Genomic DNA, 20,246 nt, shown 5'->3' with positions numbered 1-20,246 from the left:
GTACAAGCGAGGCAGGCATGAGCGAAACTCCCTACTTTAAGCACCACGTATTCTTCTGCATGAATGCGCGGGAAGATGGCCGCGAAAGCTGCGGCCCCCGCGGCGCAGAGCAGGCGCAGAAGCACGCGAAGAAGCGCTGCAAGCAACTGGACATCAATGGCGCGGGCGGCGTGCGCATCAACCAGGCCGGCTGCCTGGACCGCTGCGAGCACGGTCCCGTGCTCGTCGTCTACCCCGAAGGCACGTGGTACACCTACGTGGACACTTCCGACATCGATGAAATCATCGACAGCCACCTGGTCGGTGGCCAACCGGTGGAAAGGCTCAAGATCAAGTAATGATGAACAAGAACACCAAGCACTTCACCATGCAGGGCAATGCGGGCCTGATGGAAGGCCTGATCGACCTGCCGCTGGACGGCAGGAAGCCGCGCGGTATCGCCCTGGTGGCGCACCCGCACCCGCTGTATGGCGGCACGATGGAAAACAAGGTCACGCAAACGCTGGCACGCGCCTTCGTGGCGCTCGGCTATGCGGTGGCGCGCATCAACTTCCGCGGCGTGGGCCAATCCGAAGGCGAGCATGACCGGGGCCACGGCGAAACGGACGACATGGAACTGCTGTACCGCCACATGGTCGAGAAATTCCCCGGCCTGCCCGTGGCACTGTCCGGCTTTTCTTTCGGCACCTATGTGCAGTCGCAGCTGGCACAGCGCCTTGCGGCCGCCGGCACGCCGGTCGAAGGCCTGGTGCTGGTAGGCGCCGCGGCCGGCAAGTGGCAGATGGCGGACATCGCGCCGAACACGATCCTGATCCACGGCGAGAACGACGACACGATTCCTTTGCAGGCCGTGTTCGACTGGGCCCGGCCGCAGGATGTGCCGGTGCTGGTAATCCCCGGAGCGGACCATTTCTTCCATCGCAAACTCAATCACATCAAGAGCTGGGTGATCGCATTGTGGCTGGGCCGGGAGCAGGAAGCACAGCAAAGGGACGACACCGAGGACGCGTGAGCGCCTATAATGTCCGGGCCATTTTTTTGCTGAACAAAATGGTCCCCTGCTTCACGCTTTCTTAGGCGCCTCACATAGAGATTCCAGATCCATGAAAAAACTGCTCGCGGCACTGGCTTCCAGTGTCCTGATACTTTCTTCCGCCGTCGCCCAGACCCTTCCTGCCCCGACCATCGCCGCCAAGTCCTGGCTGCTGCTCGATGCCACCAGCGGCCAGCTGATCGCCGCGCAGGACCCGAACTTGCGCGTCGAGCCGGCTTCGCTGACCAAGATCATGACCGCCTACCTCACGTTCGAGGCACTGCGCGACAAGAAGCTCGACATCAACCAGAAAGTCAATGTCTCCGTACGTGCCTGGAAGGTCGACTCCTCCAGCTCGAAGATGTTCATCGATCCGGCGGTGCCGGTGTCGATCGACGACCTGCTGCACGGCCTCATGGTCCAGTCGGGCAACGACGCCGCCGTGGCGCTGGCCGAAGCGGTGGCCGGCGATGAAGCCACCTTCGTCACGCTGATGAACCGCGAGGCAAAACGCCTCGGCATGACGAACACCCGCTTCGCCAACCCGCACGGCCTGCCCAGCCCGGACAATTTCACCACCGCGCGCGACCTGTCGGTCCTGGCCAAGCACGTGATCCAGGAATTCCCTCAGTACTACAAGATCGACTCGGTCAAGAGCTTCACCTACAACAAGATCACGCAGCAGAACCGCAACCGCCTGCTGTGGCTCGATCCGACCGTGGACGGCATGAAGACGGGCCACACGGAATCGGCCGGCTATTGCATGGTGGCGTCGGCCAAGCGGCCAAGCGGCAACATCGAGCGCCGGCTGATCTCGGTGGTGATGGGCACCAACTCGGATGCGACCCGAACGGCCGAAAGCCAGAAGCTGCTGAACTGGGGCTTCCAGAACTTCGATACCGTGAAACTGTATGCCAAGGGCCAGGCCGTCGACACGCCGCAGATCTGGAAAGGCTCGAAGAACACCATGAAGATCGGCTTCCGCCAGGATGTGATGGTAACGGTCCCGAAGGGTGTGGCTGCCAAGATGAAGCCTGTGCTGGAACGGAAAGACCCGCTGGTGGCGCCGGTACCGGAAGGCGCCAACGTGGGCAAGCTGAAGATGATGGTCGATGGCAAACCGCTGCTGGAACTGCCGGTCGTTGCGCTGGAAACGGTGGAACAGGCATCGATCTTCGGACGTGCCTGGGACTCGATGCGCCTGTGGCTGAAATAAGGCTTCACGCAAGCTGCAAAAAGCCCGCCACCCGGCGGGCTTTTTTTATCCTCGCCGCTCTATAATCGTCGCTCCATTCAAATTGAAAGAAGGCCGCCCATGACTTCCTGCCCCGCCGTCCGCACCGCCGAAAATGGTCCCGCGCTGTCCCGCATCGTCGCCGGCATGTGGCGCATGGCGGAATGGAAGATGGCGCCGCAGGAGCGCCTGGCGCTGATCGAGCACTGCATCGAACTGGGCGTGACGAGCTTCGATCATGCCGATATCTACGGGCATTACAAGGTGGAAGAGCTGTTCGGCGAAGCGCTTGCCCTGCGGCCGGCGCTGCGCGAGCGGATGCAGCTCGTGAGCAAGTGCGGCATCCAGCTGGTATCGCCGGCGCGCCCGGCGCACGCGATCAAGCAGTACGATACGTCGGCGGCGCATATCACTGCCTCCGTCGACAATTCGCTGACAGCGCTGCGCACCGACTTCCTCGACCTGCTGCTGATCCACCGCCCCGACCCGCTGATGGATTTCGACGAGATTGCCGAAACCTTCGAGGGCTTGCGCGCGGCGGGCAAGGTAAAGCATTTCGGCGTATCGAATTTCAGCCGGCACCAGTTCGAATGCCTGCATCGACGCATTCCGCTGACCACCAACCAGGTGGAGTTCTCGCCGCTGCACACGGCACCGCTGTACGATGAAACGTTCGACGGCCTGCAGGATCTGGGCGTGGCGCCGATGATCTGGTCGCCGCTGGCTGGCGGCCGCCTGTTCCGCGACGATCCCGCCACCGCGGAGCTGCGCGCCACGATCGCGCGCATCGCCACGGAAATCGAACAGCCGTTCGGCAGCGTGGTTTTTGCGTGGATCATGCAACTGCCTTCGAGCCCGATCCCGCTGACGGGCAGCGGGCGCATCGAGGCGATCGAAGAGGCGGTGCGCGCCACGCAGTTCAAGCTGTCGCGCACCCAGTGGTTCGAGATCCTGGGTGCGGCCCAGGGGCATGAAGTACCCTGAAGCCTCGCGGTTCAGCCACGCGGTTCAGTCGTCCTCGTAGACGAGCGGCGGCGGGATGCCCTTCCAGCCGCTCTTCCAGGCGAGATTGAGCGCCAGCGTGGCGGCGATGTACACCACGAAGAACAGCACGAAGTAATAGAAACGCAGCCAGACGAGCAAGCCCACGTTCACCAGCAGCAGCACCAGCGCGGCCATGCTTTTCTTTTGCTTGGAGCTGGGGAAGCGGATCGTGGACACCATCAGGCTGCCCACGACGAACAGCAGCGCCACCATCAGCCAGCCGTGCAGGCTCGTCTCCGGCGGGAACGGCCACGCCACCACCACCGATGCCACGCAGGCGGCGCCCGCCGTGATCGGCATGCCCACGAAATACTTCGGATCGGTACGGCCCACGCTCACGTTGAAGCGGGCCAGGCGCAGCGCGCCGCAGGCCACGAAGATGAATGCCGCCAGGCCGCCGACACGAAGCAGCGTGGGATCGGCCGGCCCGATCTGCACGAACGCATAGCAATACAGCAGTATCGCCGGCCCGATACCGAAGTTCATCACGTCGGCGATCGAATCGAGCTGCACGCCGAACTCCGAACTCGTGCCGGTGGCGCGCGCGACAAATCCATCCAGTGCATCGAAGATGCCTGCCAGGACCAGCAGCGCGGCGGCCAAGCGGTAATCCTGCGGAAAACCGATGTGCGCATTGTCCACGGAAATCACGATGCTGCCGAAACCGCAGGCGATCGACAGCAGCGTCACGAAACTGGGCAGGGCAAATTTGGCGCGTTGCATGCGCCGGGTGCGCGTGTTTTTCAATTGGCTGGCCTTTGATGGGTAGACCTTATTGTAACGCCGGCATCCGGTACATCGCTGCCCAGCCCGAATGGTAACAGGCGTAACAAGGGCCGCCACGGCACCTGATCTGGCATAAAATCCGTCGATGGCCGGGCTAGCCGGTAACAAAAAAAAATGGAGAACTGCCATGCGTGCGGCACGTATGCGGAACCTGCAATGGAAAGCGCGATTGCCCGCCTTGCCGATGGCGCCGGCGCTAGCTGCCTGTGATGGCGGTCATACGCAACCGGCCGCTCACCATGCAGGCAGGCGACAGGAATGACCAATCCCGTACTCGACATCGAGGGAGGCATCGCGCGATTGCTGGGCAACAGCGCGATCTATTTCAGCGCCTTGAAGCGCTTTAGCGTGCACATGGCCGCCGTGCGCGCCATGAAGGCGCAGCTCGCGGCTGGCGATCATGCCGCCGCCTGCCGCAACGTCCACACGTTGCGCGGGGCGGCCGGGCTGCTGGGTGCGGGCGAAGTGCAGGCAATCGCTATCGAAGTGGAGAAAGCGCTGGCATGCGGCCACCCGGTGCATGCGCTGCTGGACGATCTCGAAGCGGCGCTGCAACGCGTGCAGGCGTGCATTGACGTGACCGTACCAAAGGATGCCGCCATACCGGTCAAACCGGTACCGCCGGCCGCGATGCGCGACGTGCCGGAACTGCTCGACCGCCTTGGCGCGCTGCTCGACGAGGGCAACGGCATGGCGATCGATATTCTGGACAAGTATGGAATAGTGCTGGAAAAGGCACTGGGGGCGGCTGCCTGGCAGACCATCCTGGCAGCGGCGCGGGATTACGACTTCGACCGCGCCCACACAGTGCTGCAGGGCGCACGTTCGATCGCCAGGCGCTGAACACCTTGGCCGCCGCAGCCGGTTACCACAACCCGACCGGCGAAACACGTGCATCAGCGGGTGTATTCGGCTTCTTCGTCGAACGACGACGCGCAATCCTTGCCGCAAAAGCGCTTCACGCTGTCGAGCGGTTTTTCGCAATACCAGCAAGAGCCCTTGGGCGGCAGCGTTTGCCGCGGCCGCGGCGCTGCGGCCATGGTCGGCATCATCGCTGGCCTCATTGTCGGCATCAGCGACAGCGCGCCGTCCGGTGCCACCTGTTCCTGGGTCGTTTCCATGCTCTTCCCCTCTCCAGACACATCAACTGCTAGCAAGATTACGTCAGTGGAAGTAAGCGGACGTGACCAACATCAATACCTTAAGCCTTGTCGCTCGCCGCGCCAGACAGTGTTGCTCAAATCAATCATAGCAGCATTAAATCAGGCCAACAGGCCGGTTTACGTGCGCCAGCACACGCAACGGGGTCAATCACGGCGTGGTTGCTATAAAGCGAAGAGTGACTAAAAATTTTTTAATGGAAATGAACAGGGCGATAGGGCTACGCCATGCAACGCTGTAAAAGCTGCGGCAGGGAAAGCTCCGAACACAAGCAGATGCGATGCCGGTAGCCTTATTTGCCGCTCACTTGCCAATACAAAACCGGCTGAAGATCACGCCCAGCAGATCGTCCGAAGAGAACGCCCCGGTGATCGTGGAGAGCTGCACTTGCGCCAGCCGCAGTTCTTCAGCGAACAGGTCGAGCGACTGATCGGTTTGCGCTGCGTGCTCCTCGGCATGGTCCAGGTGGCGCGCGGCCGATTTCAGCGCGATCAGGTGCCGCTCGCGGGCCAGGTACAGCGATTCGCCCGTCTGCTGCCAGCCCGCGATGCGCAACAATTCCTTGCGCAACAGGTCGATGCCGGTGTGATCGTGTGCCGACAGATAGATGTGCGTGGCATCGTCGCTCGCATCGATCGAGGGCTTGTGGCCCGACAGGTCGATCTTGTTCCAGATGCGCAGCACCGGCACGCCGGCAGGGAATGCCGCGAGGATCGATTCGTCCGCACGGGTGGGGCCGTGGTTCGCATCCAGCATGTGCAGGATCACGTCCGCCTTGCCCACTTCGCCCCAGGTGCGCTCGATGCCGATGCGCTCGACCAGGTCCACCGCCTCGTCATGCCCACGGATCCCGGCCGTGTCGATGATGTTCAGGGGAATGCCTTCGATCTGGATCGTTTCGCTGACCTTGTCGCGCGTGGTGCCGGCGATCGGCGTGACGATGGCAACATCCGCCCCTGCCAGCGCATTGAGGAGTGACGACTTGCCAACGTTCGGCTGGCCCACCAGCACCACGTTCAGCCCTTCGCGCAGCAGCGCGCCCTGGGATGCCTGGCGGAATACGTGATCGACCGACTCGACGATACCGCGCAGCTGGCCGCGGGCATCGGATTTTTCCAGGAAGTCGATTTCCTCTTCCGGGAAGTCCAGCGTGGCTTCCACCAGCATGCGCAGGTGCGTGACACGGTCGACCAGCGCATGGATCGCCTGCGAGAAGGCGCCGGACAGCGATTGCGAAGCGGACTTTGCCGCCGCCTCGGTGGATGCATCGATCAGGTCGGCCACCGCTTCGGCCTGCGCCAGGTCGAGCTTGTCGTTCATGTAGGCGCGGCGCGTGAACTCGCCCGGTTCGGCCAGGCGCAGGCCAACGTCATGGCCGGCCTCGAGCACGCGTTGCAGCAGCATCTGCAATACCACGGGGCCGCCGTGACCCTGCAACTCCAGCACATCCTCGCCCGTGTACGAGTGAGGGCCCTTGAAGTAGATCGCGATGCCCTGGTCGATCAGCGTGCCATCGGCCTGCGTGAATGCGATATAGGTGGCATGGCGCGGTTTCAGCTCCACGCCATTGAACAACACCTGTGCCAGCGGCTTCAGGTTCTTGCCGGAGGCGCGCACGACGCCGATGCCGCCGCGGCCCGGGGCGGTAGCGATCGCGGCGATGGGGAAAGTATCGAGATTCATGGATCGATTTTAATGGAACGAAAAAAAACCCGTGTCGCGCACGGGTTTCGTTTTTGCTGGAACGCCACGGATGTTGCTGTGAAAATGGGGTACGTCCCCATTTTCAGAGCAACTTTCCTTACTTCGCGTCCGGCATCATCTTCTTCGTGATTACCCACTGCTGGGCAATCGAGAACAGGTTGTTGACAACCCAGTACAGCACGAGGCCGGACGGGAAGAACAGGAACATCACCGAGAACGCCAGCGGCATGAACAGCATCATCTTCGCCTGCATCGGATCGGCCGGCTGCGGATTGAGCTTCATCGTCACATACATCGAGATCGCGTACAGCACTGGCAGGATGAAGAACGGATCCGGCTTGGTCAGGTCGGTGATCCAGCCCAGCCATGGCGCACCGCGCATTTCGACGGACGAGTTCAGCACCCAGTACAGCGCGATGAAGACCGGCATCTGCACCACGATCGGCAGGCAGCCGCCCAGCGGGTTGATCTTCTCCGTCTTGTACAGCTCCATCATGGCCTGGTTCATCTTCGTCGGATCGCCTTTGAAGCGTTCGCGGATCGACGTCATCTTCGGCGTGACCAGCTTCATCTTCGCCATGCTGCGATAGCTGGCGGCGGACAGCGGGAAGAAGATCAGCTTGATCAGGATCGTGAAGGCAATGATCGTCCAGCCCCAGTTGCCCAGCGCGGCGTGGATATGCTCCATCACCCACCACATCGGCTTGGCGACGATCGTCAGCATGCCGTAGTCCTTCACGCGTTCCAGGCCCGGCGACAGCTTTTCGAGCACGGTCTCTTCCTGCGGGCCGGAATACAGCTTGGCGCTGTTCGACACGGTGGCACCCGGCGCGAGTGCGCCCAGCGGCTGCACTACGCCGATCGAGTAGGTATTGTGGCCGACCTTGCGCGTAAAGATGTCATGCATCTGCTTCTGTTGCGGCACCAGTGCGGAAACAAAGAAGTGCTGCGAGATCGCCACCCAGCCATTGTCGGCCTTGGTCGGATGATCCGGCACGAAGTTCGGGTTCTCGCGCTTGGACGCGTCTTCCTTCTCGACTTTCTCGAACGACAGCTTCTGGTAGTGATCCGCTTCCGTGTACAGCGTTGGGCCCGTGAAGCTCGGGTTGAACCACGAGGAACCTTCCGGCTTGTTGCCGTCGTGGACCAGCTGCAGGTACAGCTCCGGGGTCACCGGTGCGGTGCCGGTATTGGTCACGTCGTGGCGCACGTCGATCGTGTAGTCGCCGCGCTTGAACGTGAACGTCTTGGTCAGGCGCACACCGCCCTGCTCCGCGTCCATCACCAGTTGCACCTGGTTGCCGCTGTCGAGCACGCGCGGGCCCGGACGAACGGTAAAGCCGGTGTTATGGTTCGGCAGGTTGGCTGCGCCCACCAGGCCGGTCTGCGCCAGGTACACGCGGTCGCCCGCCTGCTGGAACAGCCGCTGGTTCTTCGTGGGGTCGAAGCCGTCCTTGAACTTCAACAGTTCGAGGCGCTTGATCTGCCCACCCAGCGTGTCGATGTCCACCTTGAACACGTCGGTGGTGATGGTCACGATCTGGCTCTGGAATGGCGCCGCGGTACCCGGCACGGCAGCAGCGCCGGCAGTGGTACCGACAGCGGCGGGAACGCCGGCCGGGGTGGTCTTGGCATCGGCCTGGGCGGTCTTCGGCGGCGGCGCCGCGAACATGGACGGCCGGCCGGTGTAAATCATCCACTCGTTCCACAGGGCGACCAGCGAAACGGCGAAGACGATCCACAGGATTGTGCGTTTATTGAGATCCATTGGGTCAAGTCAGGAGTGGTTGCAACCGCAAGCGGTCGATGAGGAATGCTTCGGCGGAACGGGATCGAATCCGCCGGCGTTCCACGGATGGCAGCGGCAAATGCGGCGCACCGCCAGCCAGCCGCCCTTCGCCGGGCCATGCTCGCGCAGCGCTTCGAGCGCGTAATTCGAGCAGTTGGGGAAGAAACGGCAGCTGGGCGGCATCAGCGGGCTGATGGCGATCTGGTAGCCGCGCACGAAAAGTAGCACGAGCTTCAAGAGCGCCGATTTCATCGCCGCACTTTCGACTGCGCCGCGAACAGGCGCGCCAGCTCGACGCGCAGCTCGGCCTTCAGCTTTGCATTCGTGGCCGGGCCGGCCTTGGTGTTGACCGCCTTCGACAGGCGCACGACACAATCGATGGCCGGCAAGCCCGTGGTGCGGAACAATTCGCGTGTTACGCGCTTGATGGTATTGCGCGTGACCGCGCGAGGTGCAAGGCGTTTGGCAACGACAACGCCCAGCCGCGCATGAGGCAGCTGATTCGGGCGGGTATAGAGCACGAAGTGCGCGCTTTTCTGGGCCGGGCGCAAACGAAAAACGGATGAAAATTCATCCGTTTTAACGATGCGCCGAGCGCGCGCGAAGTCGTGGGAACCTTCGCCTGTCGAGCCGTTGGAACTGCTGTCCACGCTCAGCGAACGAGCGACGGCTTATACAGCCAGACGCTTGCGGCCCTTGGCGCGGCGTGCGTTCAGAACCTGACGGCCACCACGGGTAGCCATACGTGCACGGAAACCGTGGGTGCGCTTGCGACGCACGACGGAAGGTTGGTAAGTACGTTTCATGTTGGTCTCGCTAAAGAAGCAAAAAAATGCAAAATCGGGATGCCGCACCGCTGACAAGTCAGACTTGGCGCCAGTTCGTCCCTTCAGTTATTGGTGCCAATGACATTTCGCGCACTTATGCCAACACGTCCGGCACAAGCTGGCCAATCTCATCGCCCGCAAGGATCCGCGCTGATCGTAAACTGAAAAAACACGGAGTACGGGCGGGGAACCCTGAATTATCAGCATTCAGGCATGCCTTGTCAACAGCGGAACCGACTTGCAAAGCCGCTTTTCGGCCGTTTTTTCGGCGATTTCCGGCACAACCCTGTGGATAACTTGTGGGATTCGGAGTTAGAATAGCGTGTTACGTGTGGCGCATATGCGTCAGTTGCCGCGCCGTTACCAACGGAACCCGCGGCCGACACATGCTGCCCTCTCACAGCTTTTGCAGATAGACGATTCATGGAAAATTTCTGGCAGACCTGTTCCGCCCAACTGGAACTGGAGCTGACGCCGCAACAATTCAGCGCGTGGATCAAACCACTGGTGCCGCTCGATTACGAGAACGGCAAGCTGCGCATCGCGGCGCCCAACCGCTTCAAGCTCGACTGGGTGAAGTCCCAGTTCGCCAGTCGCATCACCGCCCTGGCATCGCAATACTGGGAAGCGCCGATCGAGGTGCAGTTCGTGCTGAACCCCGTGCTGAACCCGCCGCGCCCCAAGCCCACGGAGAACACCAGCACCGTGCCCAGCGTGCCGAACGGCGGCGGCGCACCCGCCATGCATCCGGCGGATGTGCGCACCGGCGACCCGGTCACGCCACCCGCGGGCAATGAGTATGCGAACCAGCGTGGCCGCGAGCAAAGCCGCATCAACACCGATCTCACGTTCGAAAGCTTCGTGACCGGTAAGGCCAACCAGCTGGCGCGCGCCGCCGCGATCCAGGTCGCCAATAACCCGGGTGTGTCGTACAACCCGCTGTTCTTCTACGGCGGCGTGGGCCTGGGTAAAACCCACCTGATCCATGCGATCGGCAACCAGGTGATGGCCGACCAGCCGGGCGCGCGCATCCGCTACATCCACGCCGAGCAATATGTGCGCGATGTGGTGACGGCCTATCAGCGCAAGGGCTTCGACGATTTCAAGCATTACTACCACTCGCTGGACATGCTGCTGATCGATGATATCCAGTTCTTCGGCGGCAAGAGCCGCACGCAGGAAGAATTCTTCTATGCGTTCGAGGCGCTGATCGCCGCGAAGAAGCAGATCATCATCACGTCGGACACGTATCCGAAAGAGATCACGGGCATGGACGATCGCCTGATCTCCCGCTTCGACTCCGGCCTGACGGTGGCGATCGAGCCGCCGGAGCTGGAAATGCGCGTGGCGATCCTGCTGAAGAAGGCAAAGTCCGAAGGCGTCACGCTGTCCGACGACGTGGCCTTCTTCGTGGCCAAGCACCTGCGCTCGAACGTGCGCGAGCTGGAAGGCGCGCTGCGCAAGATCCTGGCTTACTCGCGCTTCCACGGCAAGGACATCTCGATCGACATCGTGAAGGAAGCGCTGAAGGACCTGCTCTCGGTGCAGAACCGCCAGATCAGCGTGGAGAACATCCAGAAAACAGTGGCGGACTTCTTCAACATCAAGGTCGCGGACATGTATTCGAAGCGCCGCCCGGCCAACATCGCAAGGCCGCGCCAGATCGCGATGTACCTGGCGAAGGAACTGACGCAGAAGAGCCTGCCGGAGATCGGCGAGCTGTTCGGCGGCCGCGATCACACCACGGTGCTGCACGCCGTGCGCAAGATCGCCCAGGACCGCACCAAGAACCCGGAGTGCAACCATGAGTTGCACGTGCTGGAGCAAACGCTCAAAGGTTGAAGAACCAGCATTGAAAATGCGGCGCGCGCCCTGGTTGCAATACGGACCAACTGGCCTGCGGCGCCGCTTTGCCTTCTGGCTCCGCAACCTTTAGCATTACAAACTAGTTATTAATCTTTTATCGAGGATATCCATGCAACTGGTCAAAACCACCCGAGATACGTTACTCCGGCCACTGCAGATCGTGAGCGGTATTGTCGAGCGTCGGCATACGATGCCGATTCTGGCCAATATCCTCATCCGCAAGGAAGGCGAAGCCGTTTCGTTCCTGTCCACCGATACGGAAGTGCAGATCACGACGAACGCCAACATCGGCTCCGGTGCCGACATTACCGGCACCACCGTGGCCGCGCGCAAGCTGCTCGACATCCTGCGCGCGCTGCCGGAATCGGGCGACGTGTCGCTCACGCTGGTCAACAAGCGCCTGACGGTACAAAGCGGCAAATCGCGCTTTGCGCTGCAAACGCTGGCCGCCGAGGAATTCCCCACCGTGCAGGAAGCGGAAACCTTCAATGCCTCGTTCACGCTGCCGCAAAAAACGCTGAAGCACCTGTTCAACATGGTGCACTTCTCGATGGCCCAGCAGGACATCCGCTACTACCTGAACGGCCTGCTGCTGGTGCTGGACGGCGAGAACGTGATCGCCGTGGCCACCGACGGCCACCGCCTCGCCTTCTGCCAGGTGAAAACGGAGCAGGCGTTCGAACGCCAGGAAGTGATCATCCCGCGCAAGACCATCATCGAGCTGCAGCGCCTGCTGGAAGAGAACGATGAACCGGTGCAGCTGGACATCGCCGCCAACCAGGTGAAACTGGGCTTTACCGACATCGAGCTGATCTCCAAGCTGGTCGAGGGCAAGTTCCCCGACTACACGCGCGTGATCCCGAAGGGCTACAAGAACGACTTCACGATCGGCCGCGACGAGCTGCTGCGCTCGCTGCAGCGCGCCGCCATCATGACCAGCGACAAGTTCAAGGGCGTGCGCTGCATCATCAGCCCGGGTTCGCTGAAGATCTCGTCCACCAACGCCGATCAGGAAGAAGCGGTCGAGGAACTGGAAATCGATTACGGCGGCGACAGCCTCGACATCGGCTTCAACGTCACCTATTTGCTGGACGTGCTGAACAACCTGAAGTGCGAGCAGGTCAATGTGGCGCTGGGCGATTCGAATTCGTCCGCCCTGATCTCGATTCCGGACAATCCCGACTTCAAGTATGTCGTGATGCCGATGCGGATCTGATCCCGCCCAATTGCGCGCAGTTAGAAATCGACAGTAATACGTTTTTTGAGAAAGTAGTCCATGTCCGAACGCCAAAACCTAGTACCAGTGCAGGTCAACTCCGAGGATTACGGCGCCTCCTCGATCCAGATCCTGGAAGGCCTGGAAGCAGTCCGCAAGCGCCCCGGCATGTATATCGGTGACACCTCGGACGGCACCGGCCTGCATCACCTGGTATTCGAAGTGCTGGACAACTCGATCGACGAATCGCTGGCCGGCTACTGCACCGAAATCCACGTGACGATCCATTCGGATAACTCGATCTCGATCACCGACAATGGCCGCGGCATTCCTGTCGGCCTGAAGATGGACGACAAGCACGAACCGAAGCGCTCCGCCGCCGAGATCGTGCTGACCGAACTGCACGCGGGCGGCAAGTTCGACCAGAACTCGTACAAGGTGTCCGGCGGCCTGCACGGCGTGGGCGTATCGTGCGTGAACGCGCTGTCGAAACTGCTGCGCGTGACGGTGCGCCGCGACGGCAAGGTGCACCAGATGGAATTCGTGCGCGGCGTGCCGCAAAATCGCGAAATCGAGATCCGCGACGGCGTGGCCGTCTCGCCGATCAAGGTCATCGGCGAAACCGACAAGCGCGGCACCGACGTGCACTTCTGGGCCGACGAAGAGATCTTCAGCCACGTGGAATTCCACTACGAGATCCTGGCCAAGCGCATCCGCGAACTTTCGTTCCTGAACAACGGCGTGAACATCAAGCTGTCCGACCAGCGCACCGGCAAGGATGAAATCTTCGCGTTCGAGGGCGGCACGCGCGGCTTCGTGGAATACATCAACAAGGCCAAGACGGTGCTGCACCCGACCGTGTTCCAGGCCACCGGCGACCGCATGTCCGACCAGAACACGAATATCTCCGTGGACGTGTCGATGCAATGGAACGATGCCTTCAATGAACAGGTACTCTGCTTCACGAACAACATTCCGCAGCGCGACGGCGGCACCCACCTGACCGGCCTGCGCGCGGCAATGACGCGCGTGATCAACAAGTACATCGACGAACACGACTTCGCCAAGAAGGCCAAGGTGGAAATCTCCGGCGACGACATGCGCGAAGGCCTGACCTGCGTGCTGTCGGTGAAAGTACCGGAACCGAAGTTCTCGTCGCAGACGAAGGACAAGCTGGTGTCCTCCGAGGTGCGAGGCCCCGTCGAGGAAATCGTGGCGAAGACGCTGACGGACTTCCTGGCGGAGAAGCCGAACGACGCCAAGATCATCTGCGGCAAGATCGTGGAAGCCGCACGCGCCCGCGAAGCGGCCCGCAAGGCCCGCGACCTGACGCGCCGGAAAGGCGTGATGGATGGCCTGGGCCTGTCGTCGAAACTGGCCGACTGCCAGGAGCGCGACCCGGCGCTGGCCGAGCTGTACATCGTCGAGGGTGACTCCGCAGGCGGTTCCGCCAAGCAGGGCCGCGACCGCAAGTTCCAGGCGATCCTGCCGCTGCGCGGCAAGGTGCTGAACGTGGAAAAGGCGCGCTTCGAGAAGATGCTGTCGTCCGAGCAGATCACCACGCTGATCGCCACGCTGGGCACGTCGATCGGTCCGGATGAATTCAACGTCGAGAAGCTGCGCTACCACCGCATCATCATCATGACCGACGCGGACGTCGACGGCGCCCACATCCGCACCCTGCTGCTCACGCTGTTCTACCGCCAGATGCCGCAACTGGTGGAACGCGGCCACATCTACATCGCCCAGCCGCCACTGTACAAGGTGAAGTCTGGCCGCGACGAGCGCTACCTGAAGGACGATACGGAAGAAGCCAGCTACATGATGACGGTGGCGCTGAACACCGCCGTGCTCACGCCGCGCGAAGGCGCCGACCCGATCACCGGGGAACCGCTGACCGAACTGGCCCGCCAGTACAACCTGGCCAACGCCGTGATGCTGCGCCTGACCCGCGTGATCGACCGCGCCGCGCTGACCGCCATCATGACCGGCGTGCAGCTCGACCTGTCCACGATGGACGCCGCCCGCGCCTCCGCGCAGGCGCTGGCCGACAACATCAACGACCCGGCAGTGACGGTGTCGGTGCGCTCGGACGATCTGTCGGACAAGCACCTGCTGTGGATCGAGCGCCTCCACCACGGCAATGTGCGTGTCTCCACGATCGATGCGGACTTCGTCAGCGGCGCCGATTACGGCGTTCTGTCCACCGCCGCTGCCACCTTCACCGGTTTGATCGGTGAGGGTGCCATCATTCGCCGTGGCGAAGGCGAGCGCACCAAGGAATTCGCCGTGCGGGACTTCCACGAAGCGATGCAATGGCTGCGCGACGAAGCCGAGCGCACCGTGTCGAAGCAGCGCTACAAAGGTCTGGGCGAGATGAATCCCGAGCAGCTGTGGGAAACCACGATGGATCCGACCGTGCGGCGTTTGCTGAAGGTGCAGATCGAGGATGCCATCGCGGCGGACCAGATCTTCACCACGCTGATGGGCGACGATGTCGAACCGCGTCGTAACTTCATCGAGACGAATGCGCTGCGGGCGGGGAATATCGACGTTTGATGTTCTTGCGCTGTCATTGAAAAGGGGCCTTGCGGCCCCTTTTTTATTGCGCGCTCGTACCCGGGTTCTTCCGGCGGCGCGCCACCGCGCCGATGGCCCCCAGGCCAAGCAGCATCATGCCGTACGTCGAGGGCTCCGGCACGGCGGCAACCGAGTACCCGAACGTGAACGTGGCCGAATTCCAGACGGCGTCGGCGCCCGGCAGGCTGTCGATGTTCTCTGCAAATTCGAGACGCAGGATGCCGTCCGCCCCGACGCTGAAACTGTAGTCTCCCTGCTCCGCATCCGTATCCAGGCCACGGAAGTCCACGCTGCCCGAGTAATGCTCGGTCCCCGCATGGTAGCCCCCGTTCGGATCAGCCAACAAGCTGGGCAGGAAGTAAAGCTGGTTCCATTGCTGGCTGTCGCTGAGCTGCATGAATGCCTCGTTGAGCATGCTGCCCTGGTTGGCGGTGAGCGTCACATCCCACGCCATCGTGTTCAGGTGCGCCCTGGAGCCCAGGTCGATCTCCACGATCGTATTGCCTTCCCAGCTGAGATACGTGTTGCTTGCCACATCGGACAGCGTGACCGTCTTGACCAGATCCGCGGCGTTGGCGGTTCCACTCAAGGCGCATGCCGCGATGGCGGCGAACATCACACTGCGTACCAGTTTCAGGTTTTTCACTCGTTGCCCTTTCAGGTTGGGTGCTTCGCTTGGTATCAAAAACATAGCACCGGCTGGACAGTTTGGCTGTCCCCCGAAAGAGTATTGAGACAAAAGCGGCTTGAAATACAACTATCCGGCACGTCGTCCCGGCATCCCGCAATATCAGGCAGGAGTCGCCGCCTTTTGCCGCACCATCCGCGCAATAGTCACCAGATTGACCACGGCGATCACCACTTCCAGCGCCGTGCCGCCGATCGAATCGGAAATCACGTTATTGGCGATCCAGAAGATCGTCCCGACCAGCATCACGAGCCGCATCGGAATGCCCTGCAACAGGAACAGCGCCAGCGTGCCGAGTCACGATGCGCCGAGAGGCAGCCAGTCGCTGGGCTGCTTTGCGAAGTACAGGCCAAGGCAGATATTGATCGCCACCACGGCCAGTGCTACCCACACGGAGCGGGTGCGCAGCGCGAGCAGGGAGCGCAGCAGGGACATGGTGGAACTCGCCACAGCAGTGGGGTTGCCGAGCAGCGTGAAGTGCACGACATAGGCCAGGCATTCGCCGGCCATGAACAGTTTGAAGCGGCGATCGTCGGTCTGCAGGAAGGAGCCGACGCCGAGAACGAACGCAACGTAGCCGACGCATTGCGCCGGCGAGAACCAGTCGATGGACATTGAAACAGGGAAGTGAAAAGCGGCTGGCGATTATACCCAAGGCACACCACACCTGCCGCCGGTCCCCCCCGGGTCTTAGCCTAATGTATCGGCCCAGATATTCGCGGCCCAGCTCAGCGCATACTCCCCTTCGAGCGCGTTCGCTTCCTTCGACAGCCCGCCCGAACCCGGCACCACGAGCAGGGTCTTCCTGGCCGCATCCCACGCATGGACCGATGCGACATGGATCACCTCCCGGTCCGACACGAAGCTGTAGCAGGTGTTGGTCAGCACCGGCGCCGTATTCGGCGCGCGGTCCGCGAGCAGGTCGACCACGGCGGCGGCGCATATCTTGGCATGCTGGTTTGCCATGTGGGCGGACTTGGGCATCAGCGGCGCGGTCTGGATCGCGTCGCCGATCACGTGCACGTACGGTGCCCGCTTCGATTCGAACGTGATGAAGTCGACCTCGCACCAGCGCCCGTTGACGTTGGCGAGGCCGGCAGCGGATGCGATCGCGCCGGCGCGGTGCGGCGGGATCGCGTTCAGCACATCGGCCTTCACCTTTTCACCGAGCTCCGACACCGCTGTGCGGCCGGCCGCATCGATTTCCACCGTCCGGTAGCCGGGCCGGTATTCGACGATCCCGCCATACCGCTCTTTCCAGATGCGCTTGAACAGCGGCCCTTTCGACACCACGTCCTCGTTCGCGTCGAGCAGCAGCACCTTCGAGCGAGGCTTGTGGCGGCTGAAGTAGTGCGCCACCTGGCATGCCCGTTCGTATGGTCCGGGCGGGCAGCGGTAGGGCGCCGGCGGCACTGTCAGCGCATACACGCCGCCATCCGGCATCGCTTCCAGCTGCGCGCGCAGCGCCACGGTCTGCGCACCGGCTTTCCAGGCATGCAGGATCGGCCCGTCGGCCGCCATGCCCGGCAATTCGTTGAACAGGAATTCGATGCCGGGCGAAACGATCAGCCGGTCATACGTCAACCGGTCGCCGCCTGCCAGCACCACCATGCGCTTGTCGGTATCGATGGCGGTGGCGCTATCCCGCACGATGCGGATGCCATGCCGGGTGCCCAGCGCATCGTAGCCATGCGTCAGGTCGCCGATGCGGCGCGAACCACCCAGCACCAGGTTCGACAGCGGGCACGAGATGAAGGCCGGATTCGGTTCCACCAGTGTCACGTCCACTTCACCCGCACTCCACAGCCGCACGTAGCGTGCCGCAGCGGCGCCGCCGTAGCCGCCGCCGATGACGACCACGTGCGCCTTCGCGCGCGGCGCAACACTAGCGCAGCCGGCCAGCACCATTGCCGCGCCGGCCGCCTGCAACAGGTCGCGGCGCTTCATGGCTTTTCTCCCTTTTCTCCCTGCTGCGCGGCGAACCAGGCGGCAACCTGCTCGAGCTGCTCGTCCGTATATCCCTTGGCGAGCTGGGTCATGATCGTGGCCGGCCGGCTGCCGTCCTTGAATGCCTTCAGGCTGGCCAGCAGCGTTTCCTTCGGTTGCCCGGCCAGCGGCGGCAGCGCCGTGCCGCTGGTATTACCGCGCGTGCCGTGGCAGGCGGTGCACGTGGCGGCCAGCCGCTCGCCGGCGCTCACCGGCTCGGCGGCAAACGCCGGTGCGCACACCAGCGCCGGCACCAGTATCAACGTCGCCAGCATCATGAACTTCATGGTCGAACTCCCGGAGATTCCATTGTCATGCCTTCGGCCCGCAATGCCAGCCACGCTTCGAGATCGACGAGTTCCTGTGCATCGGGCGGCGGCACGGCGGCCCGCACGCCGGTCATGCAGTTGCGCAGGCGCCGCTGCAGGCTGCCCATGCCTTGCCATTCCAGCCGGTAGATCGGGTAGGCGTTGGCATGTCCCTGCGGGATCGTGGCGCCGGCCAGCTTGCGGCCCCAGTTGGCGTCGTGGCACTGCGCGCAGGACATATTCAGTTGCCCGATGCGCTGGCCGAACAGTTTCCTGCCCCGGTCGGCCGCCGCCCGCGTGCCGGCATCGCGCGGCGGCGCGACGGGCATGCCGCGCGACTGCAGCGCGATATACGACTGCAGCGCCAGCACCTCATCGGCATCCGGCTTCGAGGGCGGCATGCCCTGCTTGCCGGTGCGGCACTGCTCGATGCGCTGGCCCAGCGTGATCACCTTGCCGGTGCCCTTGTCGAATGCCGGAAAGCGTGCCGCCACGCCACGCATGCTCTTCGTTGCGTCGCCGTGGCACGCGGCGCAGCTTTTTTTCGCCCCCGTATTCCAGGCAGCCTCCCCGTTCGCTACCCATAGCATCCCTGGATTTTGCGTATCGTCGCGCTGCATCGCGCGCGTGGATTCGCCCATGAAGTCGGCGCCGGACTTGCGCACGTCTTCTGCCGATGCTTGTGTCGATGCCTGTGTCGATGCCTGTGCCGATGCGGCCAGGGCCACCAACGCCAGCGCGGCAGGCAGCATTCTCATGACGTGACAGCAAGCGCCATGCGCTCGGTCTGCGTAAATCCGCTGTCGCCGGACCAGGAGAATTCCAGCGTGCCGGTATTCGTCGCCACCGTGAAAAATGCGATGTACGGATTGGCGGAAATCGCCGGGTGCAGCTCGGCGGCAAACACCTGTTCGCCATCGTACTTGCACGTGAACTGGCGGATGATGTCCTGCGGTACGGCCTTGCCATCGGCACCGGGGCGGTAGCCGGATTCCATCGGATGGGCGATCAGCGCGCGGATCTCGATCACTTCGCCCGCCCTGGCGGTTTTCGGCATGTGGATCAGGGCCCGCGCCATTACATGGCCTCCCCTTCGATGCAGGCGGCCAGCGTGACGATCACGTCGACTGCCTGCTGCCAGCAGCTGCCATCGCTCATCTTCGCCACGGCCACCAGCTTTTGCGACGTGGCAAGACGGATGCGGGTCGATACCTCCGCCTTGCCCGCGCGCGGGCCCAGCGTGAACCGCACCACGTCGGTTTCCGGATTCTTCTCGTTGAAGATGGCGATGCCGGTCACGTGGTCTTCTTTCGTCAAGGGACTCTCGACGCGGATCGTCACGGGCACCGCATTGCCGTTGTCGATCAGTTGGGCGATCTCGAATTTTATCCGGCCTGTTTGCGGCAGACGGTTGCCGGTATAGGCCGAGATCGCGGACGCCATCTGCTGCGGCGTGGCGGCGGCCGGGCGCACGAGCGCCAGCAGCGTGCCGGCGGCAAGCAGGTGGCGGCGGTGGCGGTTCGGCTTCGATGGTCTCATGGCGCATCCTTCAGCGTGACAAGGTAGGCTACGACATCCTCGATCTGCTGGGCGCTCAGGATCGTCTTGCCCGCATGGGCGGGCGCCACGCGCGTCAACCCTTCGGTGCGATAGTACGACGGCATGATCGTGGCCGGGTTCAGGCGGGAAGAGTCGGCGATGCGCAGGCGCAGTTGCGGAACTGTCCAGCGCGCGCCGGCGCCGGCCAGGCTCGGTGCCAGGTCGCCCTGGAAGCGCTCCTCGGTGATCGGGGCCGAGTGGCACAGCAGGCACAGGCCCACGTGGCGGTCGGCCACGATGGCGCGGCCGCGCTGGGGGTCGCCGGTGGTGGCGCCGGGGAGAGGAGCCGGGATACCGTCGGCAATGGCGAAAGAAGACGCGCACGCCAACAATACCGGGGACAGCCGGATCGCCGTACCGCCCCATGCCAGCGCCCGCGGCAAAGGCCAACGCCGCGGGATGACGGGGTCTGTCCCCTGCGGCAT

The 20,246-nt window shown here is 62.9% G+C and carries 22 protein-coding genes and 1 pseudogene; 8 read left to right on the top strand and 15 right to left on the bottom strand.

The features are described from left to right. The first annotated feature begins 17 nt into the window (after positions 1-17). The 4 genes from ACY65G_RS19725 to ACY65G_RS19710 all read left to right on the top strand — a co-directional run bounded on the left by ACY65G_RS19725 (position 18) and on the right by ACY65G_RS19710 (position 3,251). Entirely contained in the window at positions 18-338 is a 321-nt protein-coding gene (locus ACY65G_RS19725; protein WP_130187171.1) for a (2Fe-2S) ferredoxin domain-containing protein, read from the top strand. 2 nt (positions 339-340) lie between these two features. After that, positions 341-1,012 (top strand): alpha/beta hydrolase, encoded by a 672-nt coding sequence (locus ACY65G_RS19720; RefSeq protein ID WP_464999002.1) that lies wholly within the window; start codon positions 341-343, stop codon positions 1,010-1,012. Between the two features lie 91 nt (positions 1,013-1,103). After that, positions 1,104-2,249 carry a D-alanyl-D-alanine carboxypeptidase family protein gene (locus ACY65G_RS19715; protein WP_464998986.1) on the top strand — a complete coding sequence of 382 codons (1,146 nt, stop codon included), beginning with the start codon at positions 1,104-1,106 and terminating at the stop codon, positions 2,247-2,249. A gap of 99 nt (positions 2,250-2,348) precedes the next feature. Continuing rightward, positions 2,349-3,251, top strand: a complete 903-nt coding sequence (locus ACY65G_RS19710; RefSeq protein WP_464998985.1) for an aldo/keto reductase — start codon at positions 2,349-2,351, stop codon at positions 3,249-3,251. A gap of 24 nt (positions 3,252-3,275) precedes the next feature. Here the strand turns inward: ACY65G_RS19710 and pssA are convergent, their stop codons facing one another. Continuing rightward, positions 3,276-4,034, bottom strand: a complete 759-nt coding sequence (pssA, locus tag ACY65G_RS19705; RefSeq protein WP_464998984.1) for a CDP-diacylglycerol--serine O-phosphatidyltransferase — start codon at positions 4,032-4,034, stop codon at positions 3,276-3,278. Between the two features lie 321 nt (positions 4,035-4,355). Between pssA and ACY65G_RS19700 the strand changes: the two genes are divergently transcribed. Then, positions 4,356-4,940, top strand: coding sequence for an Hpt domain-containing protein (locus ACY65G_RS19700; RefSeq protein WP_464998983.1), 585 nt, complete (start codon positions 4,356-4,358; stop codon positions 4,938-4,940). 53 nt (positions 4,941-4,993) lie between these two features. On the opposite strand, the gene ACY65G_RS19695 is transcribed toward ACY65G_RS19700, so the two are convergent. The 6 genes from ACY65G_RS19695 to rpmH all read right to left on the bottom strand — a co-directional run bounded on the left by ACY65G_RS19695 (position 4,994) and on the right by rpmH (position 9,557). Beyond that, complete coding sequence (locus tag ACY65G_RS19695; RefSeq protein ID WP_464998982.1) at positions 4,994-5,218, bottom strand: hypothetical protein; 225 nt, start codon at positions 5,216-5,218, stop codon at positions 4,994-4,996. 343 nt (positions 5,219-5,561) lie between these two features. Next, on the bottom strand, positions 5,562-6,941 hold the full coding sequence (mnmE, locus tag ACY65G_RS19690) for a tRNA uridine-5-carboxymethylaminomethyl(34) synthesis GTPase MnmE (RefSeq protein ID WP_464998981.1): 1,380 nt from the start codon (positions 6,939-6,941) through the stop codon (positions 5,562-5,564). A gap of 118 nt (positions 6,942-7,059) precedes the next feature. Further along, positions 7,060-8,730: a membrane protein insertase YidC gene (yidC, locus tag ACY65G_RS19685; RefSeq protein ID WP_464998980.1), complete on the bottom strand. Its 1,671-nt coding sequence runs from the start codon at positions 8,728-8,730 to the stop codon at positions 7,060-7,062. A 9-nt stretch (positions 8,731-8,739) separates the two neighbouring features. Further along, positions 8,740-9,003 carry a membrane protein insertion efficiency factor YidD gene (yidD, locus tag ACY65G_RS19680; protein WP_464998979.1) on the bottom strand — a complete coding sequence of 88 codons (264 nt, stop codon included), beginning with the start codon at positions 9,001-9,003 and terminating at the stop codon, positions 8,740-8,742. Continuing rightward, positions 9,000-9,338 carry a ribonuclease P protein component gene (gene rnpA, locus ACY65G_RS19675; protein ID WP_464999001.1) on the bottom strand — a complete coding sequence of 113 codons (339 nt, stop codon included), beginning with the start codon at positions 9,336-9,338 and terminating at the stop codon, positions 9,000-9,002. The genes yidD and rnpA overlap by 4 nt, the downstream gene beginning before the upstream one ends. A gap of 84 nt (positions 9,339-9,422) precedes the next feature. Next, positions 9,423-9,557 (bottom strand): 50S ribosomal protein L34, encoded by a 135-nt coding sequence (rpmH, locus tag ACY65G_RS19670; protein ID WP_040378179.1) that lies wholly within the window; start codon positions 9,555-9,557, stop codon positions 9,423-9,425. Between the two features lie 444 nt (positions 9,558-10,001). On the opposite strand from rpmH, the gene dnaA reads away from it, so the two are divergent. The 3 genes from dnaA to gyrB all read left to right on the top strand — a co-directional run bounded on the left by dnaA (position 10,002) and on the right by gyrB (position 15,219). Further along, complete coding sequence (gene dnaA / locus ACY65G_RS19665) at positions 10,002-11,420, top strand: chromosomal replication initiator protein DnaA (protein ID WP_464998978.1); 1,419 nt, start codon at positions 10,002-10,004, stop codon at positions 11,418-11,420. Positions 11,421-11,553: 133 nt separating this feature from the next. Continuing rightward, positions 11,554-12,660, top strand: coding sequence for a DNA polymerase III subunit beta (gene dnaN / locus ACY65G_RS19660; RefSeq protein WP_464998977.1), 1,107 nt, complete (start codon positions 11,554-11,556; stop codon positions 12,658-12,660). A gap of 60 nt (positions 12,661-12,720) precedes the next feature. After that, complete coding sequence (gyrB, locus tag ACY65G_RS19655) at positions 12,721-15,219, top strand: DNA topoisomerase (ATP-hydrolyzing) subunit B (protein WP_464998976.1); 2,499 nt, start codon at positions 12,721-12,723, stop codon at positions 15,217-15,219. A gap of 43 nt (positions 15,220-15,262) precedes the next feature. Here gyrB and ACY65G_RS19650 read toward each other — a convergent pair whose 3' ends face one another. From ACY65G_RS19650 to soxX, 8 genes and pseudogenes are all read right to left on the bottom strand, one after another. Beyond that, the gene (locus ACY65G_RS19650) at positions 15,263-15,886 is read right to left on the bottom strand and encodes an FxDxF family PEP-CTERM protein (RefSeq protein WP_464998975.1); all 624 of its coding nucleotides are present in this window, start codon (positions 15,884-15,886) and stop codon (positions 15,263-15,265) included. Positions 15,887-16,030: 144 nt separating this feature from the next. Further along, a pseudogene (locus ACY65G_RS19645) lies at positions 16,031-16,543 on the bottom strand (YgjV family protein). A 75-nt stretch (positions 16,544-16,618) separates the two neighbouring features. Beyond that, positions 16,619-17,875 (bottom strand): FCSD flavin-binding domain-containing protein, encoded by a 1,257-nt coding sequence (locus tag ACY65G_RS19640; protein WP_464998974.1) that lies wholly within the window; start codon positions 17,873-17,875, stop codon positions 16,619-16,621. Next, entirely contained in the window at positions 17,872-18,201 is a 330-nt protein-coding gene (locus ACY65G_RS19635; RefSeq protein WP_464998973.1) for a c-type cytochrome, read from the bottom strand. The genes ACY65G_RS19640 and ACY65G_RS19635 overlap by 4 nt, the downstream gene beginning before the upstream one ends. Continuing rightward, on the bottom strand, positions 18,198-18,980 hold the full coding sequence (gene soxA / locus ACY65G_RS19630) for a sulfur oxidation c-type cytochrome SoxA (RefSeq protein WP_464998972.1): 783 nt from the start codon (positions 18,978-18,980) through the stop codon (positions 18,198-18,200). The genes ACY65G_RS19635 and soxA overlap by 4 nt, the downstream gene beginning before the upstream one ends. Next, on the bottom strand, positions 18,977-19,300 hold the full coding sequence (gene soxZ, locus ACY65G_RS19625; RefSeq protein WP_464998971.1) for a thiosulfate oxidation carrier complex protein SoxZ: 324 nt from the start codon (positions 19,298-19,300) through the stop codon (positions 18,977-18,979). Before soxZ ends, soxA begins: the two co-directional genes overlap by 4 nt. Continuing rightward, positions 19,300-19,761 carry a SoxY-related AACIE arm protein gene (locus ACY65G_RS19620; RefSeq protein ID WP_464998970.1) on the bottom strand — a complete coding sequence of 154 codons (462 nt, stop codon included), beginning with the start codon at positions 19,759-19,761 and terminating at the stop codon, positions 19,300-19,302. Before ACY65G_RS19620 ends, soxZ begins: the two co-directional genes overlap by 1 nt. Then, on the bottom strand, positions 19,758-20,246 hold the full coding sequence (gene soxX, locus ACY65G_RS19615) for a sulfur oxidation c-type cytochrome SoxX (RefSeq protein WP_464998969.1): 489 nt from the start codon (positions 20,244-20,246) through the stop codon (positions 19,758-19,760). Before soxX ends, ACY65G_RS19620 begins: the two co-directional genes overlap by 4 nt.

Source organism: Pseudoduganella sp. jia 12 (assembly GCF_055502675.1).
This window is presented reverse-complemented; position numbering and strand designations above follow the sequence as displayed.

Excerpts from the sequence above, each read along its gene's own strand:
- ACY65G_RS19725 (WP_130187171.1), top strand. The coding sequence starts at position 18 with ATGAGCGAAACTCCCTACTTTAAGCACCACGTATTCTTCTGCATGAAT.
- ACY65G_RS19720 (WP_464999002.1), top strand. The coding sequence starts at position 341 with ATGAACAAGAACACCAAGCACTTCACCATGCAGGGCAATGCGGGCCTG.
- ACY65G_RS19715 (WP_464998986.1), top strand. The coding sequence starts at position 1,104 with ATGAAAAAACTGCTCGCGGCACTGGCTTCCAGTGTCCTGATACTTTCT.
- ACY65G_RS19710 (WP_464998985.1), top strand. The coding sequence starts at position 2,349 with ATGACTTCCTGCCCCGCCGTCCGCACCGCCGAAAATGGTCCCGCGCTG.
- pssA (WP_464998984.1), bottom strand. The coding sequence starts at position 4,034 with ATGCAACGCGCCAAATTTGCCCTGCCCAGTTTCGTGACGCTGCTGTCG.
- ACY65G_RS19700 (WP_464998983.1), top strand. The coding sequence starts at position 4,356 with ATGACCAATCCCGTACTCGACATCGAGGGAGGCATCGCGCGATTGCTG.
- ACY65G_RS19695 (WP_464998982.1), bottom strand. The coding sequence starts at position 5,218 with ATGGAAACGACCCAGGAACAGGTGGCACCGGACGGCGCGCTGTCGCTG.
- mnmE (WP_464998981.1), bottom strand. The coding sequence starts at position 6,941 with ATGAATCTCGATACTTTCCCCATCGCCGCGATCGCTACCGCCCCGGGC.
- yidC (WP_464998980.1), bottom strand. The coding sequence starts at position 8,730 with ATGGATCTCAATAAACGCACAATCCTGTGGATCGTCTTCGCCGTTTCG.
- yidD (WP_464998979.1), bottom strand. The coding sequence starts at position 9,003 with ATGAAATCGGCGCTCTTGAAGCTCGTGCTACTTTTCGTGCGCGGCTAC.
- rpmH (WP_040378179.1), bottom strand. The coding sequence starts at position 9,557 with ATGAAACGTACTTACCAACCTTCCGTCGTGCGTCGCAAGCGCACCCAC.
- dnaA (WP_464998978.1), top strand. The coding sequence starts at position 10,002 with ATGGAAAATTTCTGGCAGACCTGTTCCGCCCAACTGGAACTGGAGCTG.
- dnaN (WP_464998977.1), top strand. The coding sequence starts at position 11,554 with ATGCAACTGGTCAAAACCACCCGAGATACGTTACTCCGGCCACTGCAG.
- gyrB (WP_464998976.1), top strand. The coding sequence starts at position 12,721 with ATGTCCGAACGCCAAAACCTAGTACCAGTGCAGGTCAACTCCGAGGAT.
- ACY65G_RS19640 (WP_464998974.1), bottom strand. The coding sequence starts at position 17,875 with ATGAAGCGCCGCGACCTGTTGCAGGCGGCCGGCGCGGCAATGGTGCTG.
- ACY65G_RS19635 (WP_464998973.1), bottom strand. The coding sequence starts at position 18,201 with ATGAAGTTCATGATGCTGGCGACGTTGATACTGGTGCCGGCGCTGGTG.
- soxA (WP_464998972.1), bottom strand. The coding sequence starts at position 18,980 with ATGAGAATGCTGCCTGCCGCGCTGGCGTTGGTGGCCCTGGCCGCATCG.
- soxZ (WP_464998971.1), bottom strand. The coding sequence starts at position 19,300 with ATGGCGCGGGCCCTGATCCACATGCCGAAAACCGCCAGGGCGGGCGAA.
- ACY65G_RS19620 (WP_464998970.1), bottom strand. The coding sequence starts at position 19,761 with ATGAGACCATCGAAGCCGAACCGCCACCGCCGCCACCTGCTTGCCGCC.
- soxX (WP_464998969.1), bottom strand. The coding sequence starts at position 20,246 with ATGCCGCAGGGGACAGACCCCGTCATCCCGCGGCGTTGGCCTTTGCCG.